The 14,591-nt window shown below is 65.1% G+C and carries 12 protein-coding genes; 8 read left to right on the top strand and 4 right to left on the bottom strand.

Annotation, left to right across the window (positions count from 1 at the left end; genetic code table 11):
• The first annotated feature begins 2 nt into the window (after nt 1–2).
• From PMM47T1_RS15355 to PMM47T1_RS15330, 6 genes are all read left to right on the top strand, one after another.
• Nucleotides 3–2,516 carry an efflux RND transporter permease subunit gene (locus tag PMM47T1_RS15355; RefSeq protein ID WP_008370397.1) on the top strand — a complete coding sequence of 838 codons (2,514 nt, stop codon included), beginning with the start codon at nt 3–5 and terminating at the stop codon, nt 2,514–2,516.
• A 219-nt stretch (nt 2,517–2,735) separates the two neighbouring features.
• Entirely contained in the window at nt 2,736–4,367 is a 1,632-nt protein-coding gene (locus PMM47T1_RS15350) for an AMP-binding protein (RefSeq protein ID WP_008370396.1), read from the top strand.
• Nucleotides 4,368–4,377: 10 nt separating this feature from the next.
• Nucleotides 4,378–4,887 carry a MarR family winged helix-turn-helix transcriptional regulator gene (locus PMM47T1_RS15345; RefSeq protein WP_008370395.1) on the top strand — a complete coding sequence of 170 codons (510 nt, stop codon included), beginning with the start codon at nt 4,378–4,380 and terminating at the stop codon, nt 4,885–4,887.
• Complete coding sequence (locus PMM47T1_RS15340; RefSeq protein ID WP_008370394.1) at nt 4,884–5,963, top strand: phosphotransferase family protein; 1,080 nt, start codon at nt 4,884–4,886, stop codon at nt 5,961–5,963. Before PMM47T1_RS15345 ends, PMM47T1_RS15340 begins: the two co-directional genes overlap by 4 nt.
• Before the next feature lie 26 nt (nt 5,964–5,989).
• Nucleotides 5,990–7,309 (top strand): acyl-CoA dehydrogenase family protein, encoded by a 1,320-nt coding sequence (locus tag PMM47T1_RS15335; protein ID WP_008370393.1) that lies wholly within the window; start codon nt 5,990–5,992, stop codon nt 7,307–7,309.
• Nucleotides 7,310–7,370: 61 nt separating this feature from the next.
• Nucleotides 7,371–8,120 carry an SDR family NAD(P)-dependent oxidoreductase gene (locus tag PMM47T1_RS15330; RefSeq protein ID WP_008370392.1) on the top strand — a complete coding sequence of 250 codons (750 nt, stop codon included), beginning with the start codon at nt 7,371–7,373 and terminating at the stop codon, nt 8,118–8,120.
• Between the two features lie 63 nt (nt 8,121–8,183).
• On the opposite strand, the gene PMM47T1_RS15325 is transcribed toward PMM47T1_RS15330, so the two are convergent.
• Both PMM47T1_RS15325 and PMM47T1_RS15320 read right to left on the bottom strand, forming a co-directional pair.
• Nucleotides 8,184–9,086: a 3-keto-5-aminohexanoate cleavage protein gene (locus tag PMM47T1_RS15325; protein ID WP_008370391.1), complete on the bottom strand. Its 903-nt coding sequence runs from the start codon at nt 9,084–9,086 to the stop codon at nt 8,184–8,186.
• Nucleotides 9,087–9,113: 27 nt separating this feature from the next.
• Entirely contained in the window at nt 9,114–10,589 is a 1,476-nt protein-coding gene (locus PMM47T1_RS15320; RefSeq protein WP_008370390.1) for an aldehyde dehydrogenase family protein, read from the bottom strand.
• A 185-nt stretch (nt 10,590–10,774) separates the two neighbouring features.
• Between PMM47T1_RS15320 and PMM47T1_RS28710 the strand changes: the two genes are divergently transcribed.
• Nucleotides 10,775–11,386 carry a TetR/AcrR family transcriptional regulator gene (locus PMM47T1_RS28710; RefSeq protein ID WP_008370389.1) on the top strand — a complete coding sequence of 204 codons (612 nt, stop codon included), beginning with the start codon at nt 10,775–10,777 and terminating at the stop codon, nt 11,384–11,386.
• 96 nt (nt 11,387–11,482) lie between these two features.
• Complete coding sequence (locus PMM47T1_RS15310; protein WP_008370388.1) at nt 11,483–12,319, top strand: SDR family oxidoreductase; 837 nt, start codon at nt 11,483–11,485, stop codon at nt 12,317–12,319.
• 41 nt (nt 12,320–12,360) lie between these two features.
• Here the strand turns inward: PMM47T1_RS15310 and PMM47T1_RS15305 are convergent, their stop codons facing one another.
• Together PMM47T1_RS15305 and PMM47T1_RS15300 are read right to left on the bottom strand one after the other, a co-directional pair.
• Nucleotides 12,361–13,692 (bottom strand): spinster family MFS transporter, encoded by a 1,332-nt coding sequence (locus PMM47T1_RS15305; RefSeq protein WP_008370387.1) that lies wholly within the window; start codon nt 13,690–13,692, stop codon nt 12,361–12,363.
• Between the two features lie 13 nt (nt 13,693–13,705).
• A complete protein-coding gene (locus PMM47T1_RS15300) occupies nt 13,706–14,575 on the bottom strand; it encodes an alpha/beta fold hydrolase (RefSeq protein ID WP_157213021.1) in 870 nt (289 codons plus the stop codon).
• Nucleotides 14,576–14,591 lie beyond the last annotated feature (16 nt).

Here is a 14,591-nt window from a genome sequence, read left to right as displayed (position 1 = left end):
TCATGAAAATCGACCGTGAACAGGCGCCTCCGATCGTCCGCGATCCGCGCTACTTCGACACCGATGGCGGCAACTGGCTGGAGCGGCTGATCTTCAATCATCGGCTGCTGATGATCGCCATCTGCGTGGTGGTCACCGCCGTGCTGGGCTGGCAGGCGACCCAGCTTGAGGTCAACGCCAGCTTCGAGAAAATGATCCCGCAGTCGCACCCCTATATTCAGAACTACTTCCACAACCGCGAGGCCTTGCCCAGCGCTGGCAACTCGATTCGCGTGGTGGTCGAGAACACCCACGGGACCATTTACGACAAGGACTACCTGCTCGCCCTGCAGCGGGTCAACGATGCCCTGTACCTGATGCCCGGCGTCGACCGCAACTGGATGCGCGGCCTGTGGACCACCAGCCTGCGCTGGACCGAAGTCACCGAGGCCGGCTACCAGGGCGGCCCGGTGATGCCCGATCGCTGGGACGGCTCGGCGCAGAGCATGGAGCAGCTGCAAGCCAACATCAGCCGCGCGAACATCGTCGGCAGCTACGTGGCCAGCGACCTCAAGTCATCGATGATCGTGGTGCCGCTGATCGGCATGGACCCGGACACCCGCCAGCCGCTGGACTACGGCGTGTTGAGCCGCGACATCGAGCAGAAGATCCGCACCCTGGGCAACGACAACGTGAAGATCCACGTGTCCGGCTTTGCCATCGTGGTCGGCGACCTGATCGCCGGGCTGCAGCAGGTGATGAAGTTCTTCGCCGTGTCGGTGCTGATCGCGACCCTGTTCGTGCTGCTCTACACCCGCTGCCTGCGCAGCACGGTGCTGCTGGTCAGCGCCGCGACGTTGGGCGTCATCTGGCTGTTGGGGCTGATGCATCTGCTGGGCTTCGTCCTGGACCCGTATTCGATCCTGGTGCCGTTTCTGGTGTTTGCCATCGGCCTGTCCCATGGTGCGCAGAAGATGAACGGCATCATGCAGGACGTCGGTCGCGGCATGCACAAATACGCGGCTGCGCGCTTTACCTTCCGCCGCCTTTTCCTCGCCGGCCTGACCGCGCTGCTGGCCAACATCGTCGGTTTTGCGGTGCTGATGATCATCGACATTCCGGTGATCCGCGACATGGCGCTGATCACCAGCGTCGGCGTCACGGTGCTGATTTTCACCAAGCTGGTGTTGATCCCGGTGATGCTGTCCTACACAGGGGTCAGCGAGAATGCCGCGCGCCGTTCGATCGCCAGCCAGGCCAATCGCCGCGGGCTGGGGCGCAAGTGCTGGGAGGCCCTGGCCAGCCTGACCGAGCGCCGTCGCGCCAGTGTGACCCTGGTACTGGCGGCGCTGTTGGTCGGCGGCGCGTTCTACCTGCGGGGCAATATCCAGATCGGCGACCTGGACGCCGGCGCACCGGAGCTGCGCAAGGATTCACGCTACAACCGCGACACCGCCTACATCACCGCCAACTATCGGCTGTCGGGCGATCCGTTCATCATCATGCTGAAAACCCCGCCGGGGGACTGCGAGAAATTCCAGACGCTAGTGGAGGCTGATCGGCTGGGTGCGGTGCTGCGGCGGGTGAAGGGCGTGCAGACCACGTTCTCCACCGCTGACGGCGCGCGAATGGCCACCTCGGGGATGTTCGAGGGCAACCCCAAGTGGTTGTCGATTACCCGTAACACCAGCACCTTGAGCCAGGCGGTGGCGAGTTTCAGGCGCGATCGCCCGGATCTGGTCGACCGTACCTGTGCGATCACGCCGATCATCGCCTACCTGGCCGATCACCGTGCCGACACCCTGACCGGCGTGGTCAACGCGGTCGAAGCCTTTGCGGCCAGCCATGACACCGACGGCCGGGTGTTCCAGCTGGCGGCGGGCAGCGCGGGCATCGAGGCGGCCACCAACATCGTCGTCAAGCACAGCTTCTGGATCATGCACTTCGTGCTCTACGGCGCGGTGACAGGCCTGTGCTTCCTGACCTTTCGCAGTTGGCGCGCGGTGCTGGTGGCCTTGATTCCCCTGGTCATCACCTCAGTCCTGTGCGAGGCGCTGATGGTACTGCTGGGCATTGGCATCAAGGTCTCGACCCTGCCGGTGATCGCCGTGGGTGTGGGCGTGGGGGTCGACTATGCGCTGTACCTGCTGAGCGTGCAGCTGACCTTGCAGCGCCGCGGCGTGCCGCTGGCCGAAGCCTACATGCGTTCGCTGGACTTCACCGGGCGCATCGTCGCGCTCGTAGGCTTGACCATGGCTGCGGCGGTGATTACCTGGGCCTGGTCACCGATCAAGTTCCAGGCCGACATGGGCATTTTGCTGACCTTCATGTTCGTCTGGAACATGATCGGCGCGCTGGTGCTGATCCCGGCCCTGTCGCACTTTCTGCTGCCCAGCGCGCCTGACCGCAGCCTTGAAGCGGCGCCATCTGCCGGTACAGCGGACGCCGAGCGTCCAGCCCCGGCGCGAGAAGCCCAGGGGGCGCTGGAACCCAGTGAAACCTTGACCCTGCAGCGTTACGGCGTGACCCGCCGCTAGCGTCGATTGGGGTCGCCTCGACCCTGTCCGACCCTTGTCGGACGGGGTTTTTTTGTTGGCGAAACAGCCCGTGGCACCGGCAAAAAAACCTCACGAATAGCGTCGACAGCGGGTTGACGGAATGACGCATCGGTGTCAATTTGAATTAGCTGACGAATCATCAGTAATTTCCATGACGGTCATTTCCCGACAATAAAAACAGTGACGACGGAGAACCCAATGAGCGCTTCCTATCTTCCTTCAGGCTGGACGGCGGGGCAGGCGGACACCATCAACGATGCCCTGCGCCGCGCGGTTGCCGCCCACGGCGAGCGGCTGTTCCTCGACGTGCTGGGCGAACGCTACAGCTATGCTGACCTGGACCGCGAAGCCTGCCGCCTGGCCAACGGTTTGCACGACCTTGGCGTCACCAAGGGGGACACGGTCGCGACCTTGCTGGACAACCATTTCGACGCTGTTGTGCTGTGGTTCGCGATCAACAAGCTGGGTGCGATCAGCGTACCGGTGAACACCGCCTACAAGGGTGAATTCCTGCGCCATCAGTTGGCCGACGCCGGGTCGGCGATCATCATTGCCGAGCACGATTACGTCGAGCGGGTGGCGCGGGTCGCCGACCCACTCGAGTCGTTGCGCAACGTCATCTATCGCGGCCCGCACCCCGAACACATCCAACTGCGCAGGCCCATGTTGCCGCTGGACGAACTGCGCAGCAGTGACAGCCGTGACCCTGACGTGCCGGTGGCGCCGGCCGACCTCGCCATGCTGATCTACACCGGCGGCACCACCGGGCCTTCAAAGGGCTGCATGATCACCCACAACTACGCCTGCAACGAAGCCCGGCAAATGGTGGTCTGCCTGGGGCGCACTGCGCAGTCCTTCACCTGGACGCCGCTGCCGATGTTTCACCTCAACGCCATCGTCACCACGGTGCTGTGCAACCTGATGCTGGGCGCCAAGGTGGCGCTGTACCCACGCTTCTCGGTGTCCAACTTCTGGCCGGAGATCGAACGCACCGGCGCCAACGAGGTGTCGCTGCTGGCCTCGATGTTCCCGCTGCTGGCGCAGGCGCCGGACAACGACGCCATGAAGCGTTGTTTTGGCCAGTTGCAGATCGTCACCGGTGCGCCATTTGCGCCGCAACTGCAAAAGATCTGGCGCGAGCGCTTCGGCATCAAAGCGGTCAACGGCGCCTGTTTCGGCCTCACCGAATGCGCGGTCGTGACCATGACCCCGTTCGGCGAACCCGAGCCGCCCAACAGCGCCGGCAAGATCTGCGAGTGGTTCGACATCCGTGTGGTGGACGACAACGACGTTGAGCTGCCGCGCGGTACGCCGGGGGAGTTGATCGTGCGCCCCTTGCAGCCCCACGTGATGTTCGAGGGCTACTGGCAGCGGCCGGCCGATACCCTCAAGGTCATGCGCAACCTGTGGTTCCACACCGGTGATATCGGCAAGCTGGACGAACAGGGGTTTTTCTACTTTCTCGACCGCAAGAAGGATTACCTGCGCCGCGGCGGCGAGAATATTTCCAGCTTTGAAATGGAAAAGACCTTCCAGGCCCACCCCGATCTGGCGGAAGTGGCCGTGCACGCGGTGTATTCCGAGCTGGCCGAAGACGAGGTAAAGCTCACTGCGGTATTGGCCGAAGGCGCCACGCTGGACGAGGCCACCTTGTGCCGCTGGGCCATCGAGCGCCTGCCGTACTTCGCCGTGCCGCGCTACATCGAGTTCGTCCAACAGGTGCCACGCAGCCCGGTGGGTCGGATTCTCAAATACCAGCTGCGCGATGCCGGGGTCACCGCCGGCACCTGGGATCGCAATGGCTCCGGTATTGAACTGAAAAAGCGCTGAGGATTTCGCCATGAGTACCTTCCCCAACAGCGAGCCGCACGCTGCGGCTCCACCTTGTGCCAGCGCCTTGATCGAGCTTATCGATGAGGTGACACGCCTGCGTGGCCGGGTTTTCGCGGCCCACAAACAGGCCGATGACGCGACGCAGATGGGTGGCCTGCAATGGCTGGTGCTGAGCGCCGTGGTCGGCGCTCGCGAGGCCCCGACCGTGGCGCGTATCGGCCGCAGCCTGGGCCACCCGCGCCAATCGATCCAGCGCCTGGCCGACGAATTGGTGCAGCGCGGGCTGATCGCGCAGCAGACCAACCCCGAGCATGCCCGGGCGCGCTTGCTGGTGCCGACGCTGGCCGGTCGCACGCTGCATCAGGCGCAGAGCCTGCACAGCCTGGACTGGGCCGCGCGGATTGTCGGCGACCTTGACCTGACGGCCCTGGAACACAGCATTGCGACCTTGCGCCTGCTACGCCAGCGCATTGAAGCCGATTACAAAAATACTCCCTTGAAGGGCTCTGCCTCATGAACATCCTGTCCTCTGAAAACACCCCGCTGGCGGATTTTGGCGGCTTGCTCGACTGGCCCAGGCTGCAAGCCTGGATCGAGCACAGCGAACTGCCTGGGCAAGGGCCGGTGACCGCCGCCCAGCAACTCACCGGCGGCTCGCAGAACAATCTGTTTTTGCTGACCCGTGGTACGGCGCGCTTCGTGTTGCGCCGCCCGCCCGCGCATCTGCGCGAGCACAGCAACGCCACCATCCTGCGCGAGGCGCGAGTGCTCAAGGCCCTGGCCGACAGCGACGTGCCACACCCGCGCTTGCTGGGCGCCTGCGACGATCCGACGGTACTGGGTGCCTGCTTTTTGTTGATGGCGCCGCTGCCGGGGTTTTCGCCGCTGGGTGAACTGCCGGGGCGCTATGCTCGGGACCCCGACTGGCGCGCGGCGATGGGCCCGGAGTTCGTGCGCGCAGCCGCAGCCCTGGCGCGGGTGGATCATCAGGCCGTTGGCCTGGCTGACTTTGGCAAACCGGACCACTGGCACAGTCGCCAGGTCGAGCGCTGGCGGGCGCAGCTGGACGGTTACCAGAGCCTGCCCGGTTATACCGGCGCGCATCTGCAACACATCGACAGCACCGCGCGCTGGCTGCAGGACAACCTGCCCACCGACGGCCGGATCGGCATCATCCATGGCGACCTGCAATGGCCCAACGCGATGTTCGCCTACGACCAGCCACGCATCGTCGGCTTGATCGACTGGGAGCTGTCGACCCTGGGCGATCCGTTGCTCGACCTGGCCTGGATTCTCTCCTCATGGCGCGAGCCGGGCGACCCGCAGGTGGGCGCTGCCGATCCGGTGGTACGGCCCTGGGACGGCTTCGACAGCCGCGCCGAGATGATCGCCCTGTATGGCGAGCTGACCGGGCGCGACATGCATTCGCTGCCGTGGTTCTTCGTACTGGCCTGTTTCAAGCTTGCCTGCATCCTCGAAGGGAGCCATGCGCGGTCCCTATCCGGCGGGCCGGGCAAACAGATGGGCGAGTTCCTGCACGACTACGCGGTCTGGCTGATGGCCAAGGCGCGGCAATTGACTATGTCCCTATAACTAACAAAACATCAGGAATAGCAGCCATGTGGGATGTCGAACCGCAATTTCAGGAAAAACTCGCTTGGATGAGGCGCTTTGTCGAGGAGGACGTGGTGGCGCTGGACGTGCTCTTCCCCTCGGTCAGCGTGGTCTACAACACGCGCCACGAGGTCTCGCGCGCGATCCTCAAACCGTTGCAAGCCAAGGTCCGCGAGCAGGGCCTGTGGGCCTGTCACCTGGGCCCGGAACTGGGCGGGCAGGGCTATGGGCAGTTCAAGCTCGGCCTGATGAACGAAATCATCGGCCGCTCGATCTGGGCTCCGACGGTGTTCGGCACGGCGGCGCCCGATACCGGCAACGCGGAGATCCTCGCCCTGTTCGGCACGGCCGAGCAAAAGGCGCGCTACCTGCAGCCCCTGCTCGATGGCGATATCGTTTCGTGCTTCTCCATGACCGAGCCGCAAGCGGGCGCTGACCCGCGCGAGTTCACCACCATGGCGGTGCGCGATGGCGAGCAATGGGTGATCAACGGCGAGAAGTGGTTTTCATCGAATGCGCGCTATGCCGAGTTCGTCCTGGTGCTGGCCGTGACCGCCCCCGAGGCGCCGATTCAGCAGCGCCTGTCGATGTTCATCGTGCCGACCGACAACCCGGGCCTCAAGACCATTCGCGACAGCGAGCACATGCTCGAGCGCGCCGAGCAGGATGAAGCCACCGAGGGCTATTTGCATTACCACGACGTGCGGGTGCCGCTTGACCATATGCTCGGTGGCGAGGGGCAGGGGTTCGCTGTGGCCCAGGCGCGGCTCGGCGGTGGCCGCGTGCACCATGCCATGCGCACCGTCGGCCAGTGCCAGCGCGCCCTGGACATGATGTGCGAGCGCGCTTTGAGCCGGCGTACCCAAGGCACCTTGCTGGCTGACAAACAGATGGTCCAGACGATGATCGCCGACAGCCATATCGAACTCGAGCAGTTGCGCCTGCTGGTGCTGCAGACGGCAGTGATCATCGATGCCAGCCACGGTGATCCACGGGCAGCGCGCAAGCATATCGCGATGGTCAAGGTGGCCATGGCCAAGGCCTATCACGACATCGTTCAGCGTGCCCTGCACCTGCACGGGTCGCTGGGCACCACCCTGGAATTGCCGCTGGCCTGGATGTGGATGAACGTGCCGACCATGGCCATCGCCGACGGCCCCACCGAGGTACACCGGTTTACCGTGGCCAAGGAATTGCTGCGCGGCTACACCGCCGCCCGCGGGCTGTTCCCCAGCGAACACCTGCCGCCCAAGATCGAGGCGGCCCGCAAGCGCTATGCCGAGCTGCTGCAACCGGCGCCTACGATGGATCGCCGTCACGCCTGAGGCATTCAACGGTTAACCGCGCGCGTGGCCTGCGGGGCATGCGCGCAAGGAGTTCATAGCGATGAAAACCGATTATTTCGACCTGTCGGGCAAGGTCGCCCTGGTCACCGGCGCCAGTCGCGGCCTGGGCTACGAGATGGCCATGGCCTTCGCCCGCCATGGCGCCGATTTGATCATCACCAGCCGCAAACTGGAGGCCTGCGAAGCGGTCGCGCAAGAGGTGCGGGCGCTCGGTCGGCGCGCGCTGGCCTATGCCTGCCACATGGGCGAATGGCAGCAGATCGAGGGGCTGGTCGATGCCGCCTATGCAGAGTTCGGCAAGGTCGACATTCTGGTCAACAACGCGGGTATGTCGCCCTTGGCGCCGTCCTCGCTGGAAACCAGCGAAGGACTGTTCGACAAAATCGTGGGGGTCAACTTCAGAGGGCCGTTTCGGCTAACCGCCCTGGTCGGCCCGCGCATGGTGGCGGCGGGTAGCGGCTCGATCATCATGATCAGCAGCACCGGCGCGCTGCGTCCGTCCCCGGCCTTCGCACCCTATGCCGCGGCGAAGGCAGCGCTCAACAGCATCACCACCTCGTTCGCGCTGGAGTACGGCCCCAGCGTGCGGGTCAACTGCATCAGCGCCGGGCCCTTCCTGACCAACATCTCCACGGCCTGGGGCGACCCGCAACACATCAACGACGGCGCCGCGTTGAAGCGCGCCGGGCGTCCGGAGGAGATCGTCAGCACGGCGTTGTACCTGGCCAGCGACTACTCGAGCTACACCAGTAATGCGCTGATCAAGGTCGACGGAGGTCTGGCGCCCTGAGGTCGAGCCACATAACGCAAAAAGCCCGGCATCGCTGCCGGGCTTTTCTCATGCGCGTGGGGGTCAGGCCACGCGCCGCGCCGCATCGCCGATCAGCAATTTGCGGGCGCTGCTGCAGTCCGCCAGCGGCCGGCCCACTTCGGCCACCAATCTGGCGGCGGCCTCCACCGTCTGGGCGTTGTTCAGATCGGTGCCGCCGGCGGTGTCTTCAACGCCCACCCGCAAGTGGCCACCGCGCTCCAGGGCGTGGCGGGCGATGGGGCTGTCGAGCAGCACGCCGCCCATCAGGCTGACCATCCAGGGCACCTGGCTGCCCTCCATCAGCCCCAGGTACACATCCAGCGCCTGCACGGTCGGCGGCATGCCGAAGTTGGTCCCCGGCACACGGTTGCCGCCCAGCACCCACTCACCGCCAAAATACAATTTGATCATCGAACCCGGCGGCAGTTTGCCGGCCTTGGCGAAGGCCATGGCCCAGCGCAGGTTGCCCGGCTCATAGATGCCGATCATCAGCGGCTGTTGCACCCGCTGGGCAAACTTCATTACCTCGACGCAATCGGGGTAGGTCGCGCCGTTCTGCACGTGCAGGGTCGGCAGGCCGTCTTCATCGAGGAAGCCGAACTGGGTCAGGCCCGGGTCCAGCGAGATCATGCGCAGCACGCCGGCGTCGGCCATGGGTTGCAGGTGTGCGTTCTTTTCCCAGGTGGTGTCGCCGCGCAGGTAGTCGGCGTACAGAAAGGCGTCGGGATAGGCCTGCAGCAGCTCGCGCTCGATGCGGATGATCTGCGCGGTGGCGTCGCTGCGCGATTGGCGAAAGTCGTGGTGGTGGTGAACGATGGCGGCGCCTGCGGCAAGGCTGGCCATGCCTTCGTTGATCATCTGTTCGGTGCTCAGCAGCGGTTCGCCTTTGCGCAACGGCGTCACTGCCGATTCGAGAATCACAGGCGTGTTTTGGTACGAGGTCATGGGGTGTCTCCTTCAGCGGCGTTGTTGTTATTGGACGGGAGCGATGGATATGGTCTTGGGGCGGATGAATTCATCCAGGCCGGGCTTGCCGCCTTCGCGGCCGAAGCCGCTCTCGCCCTGGCCACCGAAGGGGCTGTGGGCGGGCACCGGGAAGGCGCCGTTGACGTAGACCGAGCCTGCCTGCAACTGCTCGGCGACCCGGTGCACGCGGCTGACGTCTCGGCTGTGGAGGTAGGCCGCCAGCCCGAAGCGGGTGTTGTTGGCGATGGCGATGGCGTGGGCTTCGTCGTCGAACGGGATGACGCACAGCACCGGCCCGAAGACCTCTTGCTGGGCGAGGTCGGAGTCCGGGTCGACGTCGGCGAACAGCGTCGGCTCGATGAAGTAGCCGTTGGCGAGCTCACCGCCCATGCGCGCACCGCCGAGCAGCAACCGCCCGTCGCCGGCCTCGGTGGCGCGCTGGATCATGCCCAGGATGCGCTCGCAGGACGCGGCATTGATGACCGGCCCGAAGCTCACCGTCGGGTCGCTGGGGTCGCCGCAAGGCAGTTGTCGTGCGGCACTCACCAACTTGTCGAGGAAACTGGCGTAGATCTGCCGTTGCACCAGGATGCGCGAGCCGAGAATACAGGCCTGGCCGCTCATGGCGCTGAGCCCCATGGCCACCGCATCGCGCACTGCGGCGTCGAGCTCGGCGTCGGCGAACACGATATTGGCCGACTTGCCGCCCAGCTCCATCACCGAGGGCTTGAGGTGCGCGGCGCAGGTGGCGAGGATCTTGCGCGCTGTGGCCGGGCCGCCGGTGAAGGTGACTTTTTCGACCTGCCGATGGGCCACCAGCGCATCGCCGGCCGCGGCGGTGCCGGGCAGGGTATTGATGACCCCCGCCGGGATACCCGCTTCACGGGCCAGGCGGGTGAACAGCTCGGGGGTGAAGGGCGTGTGTTCCGAAGGCTTGATGACCACGCAGTTGCCGGCAGCCAGTGCCGGGATGACCTTCATGCACAGCGACACCAGCGGCACGTTCCAGGTGATGATCACGCCGATCACGCCGTAGGGCTCGGGTTGTGTGTAGGTGAAGTCCTCACTGCGGATAAAGGCCCCGGTCACGCTGCCCTCGAGCTTGTCGGCCCAGCCCGCGTAGTAGCGTGTCCATTGCTGGGCGATGTACGCGCGGCCACCGCCCGAGCGCACGGGGGCGCCGTTTTCCAGGGCAGCGATGCGGGTGAATTGTGCCTCGTGGGCGGCCAGCAGATCGGCCAGGCGCAGCAGCATGTCCCGCCGTTGTGCGGGCTTGCAGCGCCGCCAGAGGTCGAAGGCTGCGGTGGCGACGGCGATGGCCTGGTGGATTTCCTCCGGGCCCGCCAAGGGCACCTGGGCTTGCACTTGCCCGGTGGTTGGGTTGCGGTGTTCAAAGGTACCGCCCGAGCCTTCGCTCAGTGCGTGCGCGCCGATGTGCAGATGGACATCGGGCAGGGCGTTGTCAGGTGTCGAGGGGAGCATGCGGGGTGTGTCCTCGGGGGCTGAATTTATTGTTATCGGGCGGCTTGCGCGGCACGTTTCTTACACTAGCATTGAGTGGCAGTAACTGCCATTATTTTTCATCTGGCGCCGCTGACCGGCTTGGCTATTTGAATTGCCAGGTCGATCAGTTACTCTTTTTCGTTCGTTATCGAAGCGATGGACCCATGCCTAAAGCTCGTTCCGCCCCGCCGGCCGCCAGTGCGCCCCACGATGTAAACCGCACTCGGCTAGCCGCTTCCCGCAGCGCCATTGCTCTGTTCATCGAGCACGGCACCAGCGATTTCACCGTCAAGCAACTGGTCAGCCACACGGGCCTGTCGGAACGCACCTTCTATCGCTACTTCCCCACCAAGGAAGACGTGGTCAAGCCGGCGATCGCCGAGGCCATCGAGCGTATCGGCGCGGCCATGGCCCGGCGGCCGCGCACTGAGCCGTTGCGCGACTCGCTGGTGGCGGCCTTTATCGACGCCTGGGTCGCGGTGCCTATCCAGCGTTCCCAGGCGTTGGCCCAGGTGATGAACGAGACCGACAGCTTTCGCGCGGTCTGGCAGCAGGCGTTCATGGCCGGTGCCAGCCAATGGACGGCCATCATGGCCGAGCGCCTCGGGCTGCCGCCCCAGGCGCCACAGGTGGTGCTGGGCGGCGCGGTGGTGGCGGTGTCGGCGCGCCTGGCGCTGGAAAACGCCGACCCGCGCAACGGCAGCCATGCCGGTGAGCTGCTTGCCCACTACCTGACGCTGCTGGGCCCGAATCTGTTTTCGGTCGATACGGACTGAATATTGGCAGTTACTGCCACTGGTGTTATGTTGCATTGGCTTGCCCGGGGTTCATGCCCAGGGCCGCCATAACAACAACAGCAGGGGCACAGCCACGTGAACAACTATCTGCAAGACAAGGTCGTCATCGTCACCGGCGCGGGGTCCGGCTTCGGCCGGCTGATCGCACGCAAGGCGGCGCAGCAAGGGGCCAGGGTGATCGGCGTCGATATCAACGAGCCAGGGCTGCAGGAAACCTTCACCGGCATGGGCGAACGGGGCGAGCAGGGCGCCTGGTGCCTGGCCAACGTCGCGGACCGTGCGCAAATGGCCGGCATGGCCGCCTTCGCGCTGCAGACCTTCGGCCGTATCGACATTCTGGTCAACAACGCCGGCACCATGCCGTTGGCGTTCTTCGCCGACCACGCACAAGCTGCGCACGCCTGGGACCGCGCCATCGATATCAATATCAAGGGCACGCTCAATGGCATCACCGCGGTCTATGACGCGATGATCGCCCAGGGGCAGGGCCATGTGATCAACATCTCCTCGACCTACGGCAATTATCCCAATGCCGGCTCTGCGGTGTATGGCGCGTCCAAGACCGCCATCAACAGCTTGTCGGAGTCGTTGCGGGTGGAGTCGCAAGGCAAGATCAAGGTCACCCTCGTCAAGCCCACGGGCATTCCGGCCACCGGGCTTAAGGGCTCGATCATCAACCCGCAAGCCTCGATCGGTATGCTGGGCCACCACAGCGAGCAGGCGCGCGAGGTGTTCAAGCGCTTCATGGCGGGCGATCTGGAGCCTGAGTACACCGACGTCGACAGCATCAAGTACTGGTTCATGGACCCGGCCTTGCTGGCCGATAACGTGCTGTACGTGATGAATCAGCCGTGGGGCGTGTGCATCAGTGATATCACCGTGCGCGCCAGTGGCGAGCCGTACATGCTGTGATGGCAATCGCCCCTGCCAGTGCGGCAGGGGCGGCCTTGCGCTCAGAGCTGAGCGGCGCGGGCCATGTCTTTTTCGAAATGGCGCGAGGCGCAGTAGAAGTGCAGCGCCGCCCACAGCAACGAGCCGCACATGACGATCAGCAGCGCCATGCGCAGTGAATTCTCGCCACCGACCACATCGCTGAGCATCCCCACCATGAACGGCGCCAGGCCATAACCAATCAGGTTGGTGACCACCTGCATGCCCGCCAGGGTGATCCCGCGCATGCGCGGTTTGGCCAGGCTGACCATGCTGCCGAAGGTCGGCGGTATGGTCGAAAACGCCAGCATCGCGAGGATGAACCAACTGGCGATGGCCAGCGGGGTGTTCTCTACCAGCGTCGCAGCGACGGCCACCGGCACCGCCAACAACGAGGTCGCCGCCGCCAGGCCGATGCGCCGCCCGGCGATGACTTTGCCCACGCGGTCGCTGAGCAGCCCGCCGAGAATCGAGCCCGCCGCCGAGAAGCCGCCAAAGGTAACGCCGGCGACGATGCTGGCGTGGGCGAGGTCCAGGTGGTGCACGCGCATCAGGAACGCCACCAGCCAGGCGCTGTTGGCGGAGATCGCCATGATCGCCAGCGGCATGGCGATGAACAGGTGGCGCAGGGATTTCTGCCCGACCAGAAACCGCGCCGTTTCTTTCAGGCTGGGCATGGCCTTGGGCTCGACCCGGGCTGGGTCCATGGCGCCGCGCCGGGGCTCCTTGACGGTCAGCAGCAGGATCGAGGCGAAGATCGCCCCCGGTAATCCGGCGATCAAGAACGCCGCACGCCAGCCGTAGTGCACGGCCACGTAGCTGCCGATGATGGCGCTGCCGGCCGCGCCCACCGAGGTGCTGAGAAACAGCACACCCATGGCAGTGGAGCGTTTGCGTGGCGGGAAGAGGTCGGAAATCATCGACATGCTGGTCGGTGAACCGCCGGCCTCGGCCGCACCCACCGCCATGCGCGCCAGCAGCAATTGGCTGAACGACTGCGCGAAGGCCGCGAAGGCGGTGAAGCAGCTCCAGCACAGCACCACGATGGCCAGCAGGTTGCGGCGGTTGACGCGGTCCACCAGATAGCCGAGGGGCAAGCCGGCCACCGCGAAGGTCAGGCCATAGACCAGCCCGGTGAGCAGGCCCAGCTGGCTGTCGCTGAGGCCGAATTCGTGACGAATGGGCTCGATCACGATCGACACCACGATACGGTCCAGGTAATGGGTCGAATGAATCAAGGTCATGATGAACAGCGCGTACCAACTGGCGCGCATCACCTGGTCCCGAGGTGTTGCGGCCGCGCTTTCAAGGGTCGTGCGTTCAAGCTTCAGGGGTACGCTCTGTTCGCCGTTCATCAGGGGCATCCTCTTATTGTGATTGTTGTTGCAGGAAGGTGATGATTGCGCCGTTGAAGGCGTCGTTCTTGTCGCCGGCCACCATGTGCCCGGCGCCTTCGATGTCCACCAGTTGCAGGTGCGGCAGGTGCCGGCGCAGGTGTTCGGCGCCCTCCAGGCTGACCACATCGCTTTGCTTGCCGCGCACCAGCAGGGTCGGCACCTTCACGTGGGCGGCGGCAGCGAGCATGCGCCGGGAGATGTCGCGGGTGCGGCCGCGATGGTCGCCCTCCATCAGGCGTGGGTCCCAGTGCCAGTAGAACCGTCCATCGTCGGCCAGCCGTACATTCTTGCGCAGGCCCTGGTGATCGGTCGGGCGCGGACGCGTGGGGTTATAGGCAGCAACCGCTGCGGCGACGTCTTCCAGGCAGGCGAAGCCCGCGGTGTGGGCGGTCATGAAGTTGACGATGTGATCGACGCCGTCGAATTCCAGCTGCGGTGCGACGTCGACCAGAATCAGCGCGCGGGCCAGCTGCGGATCTTCGCCCTGGGCGATCAACGCGGTGACGCCACCCAATGAGGCGCCCACCAGCACCGCCGGGCGCGACAGACTCGCCAGCACCCGGCGCAGGTCCGCCACCAGAGCGTCGAGGGAGTAATCGCCGCAGGGCGACCACTGCGAATCACCGTGGCCACGGCAATCGAGCGACAGCACTCGATAACCGCGCGCGACCAATTCATCGAAGGCGCGGGCCCAGGAATGGCGAGTCTGGCCGCCGCCGTGCAGCAGCACCACGGGTTGACCGTCAAGAGGTCCGTCGAGGTCGGCGACCAGCACGTTATCTTCTGCGCCGGTAAAGGTGACGACGGGGCGGGCGCTGTGCTGCAAATGCCGTGGAGTCATGAGCAAAACTCTGAGG

This window comes from Pseudomonas sp. M47T1, from assembly GCF_000263855.1.
Lineage (GTDB): Bacteria > Pseudomonadota > Gammaproteobacteria > Pseudomonadales > Pseudomonadaceae > Aquipseudomonas.
The sequence above is the reverse complement of the archived record's forward strand: the minus strand, read 5'-3'. Positions and strand labels throughout refer to the sequence as shown.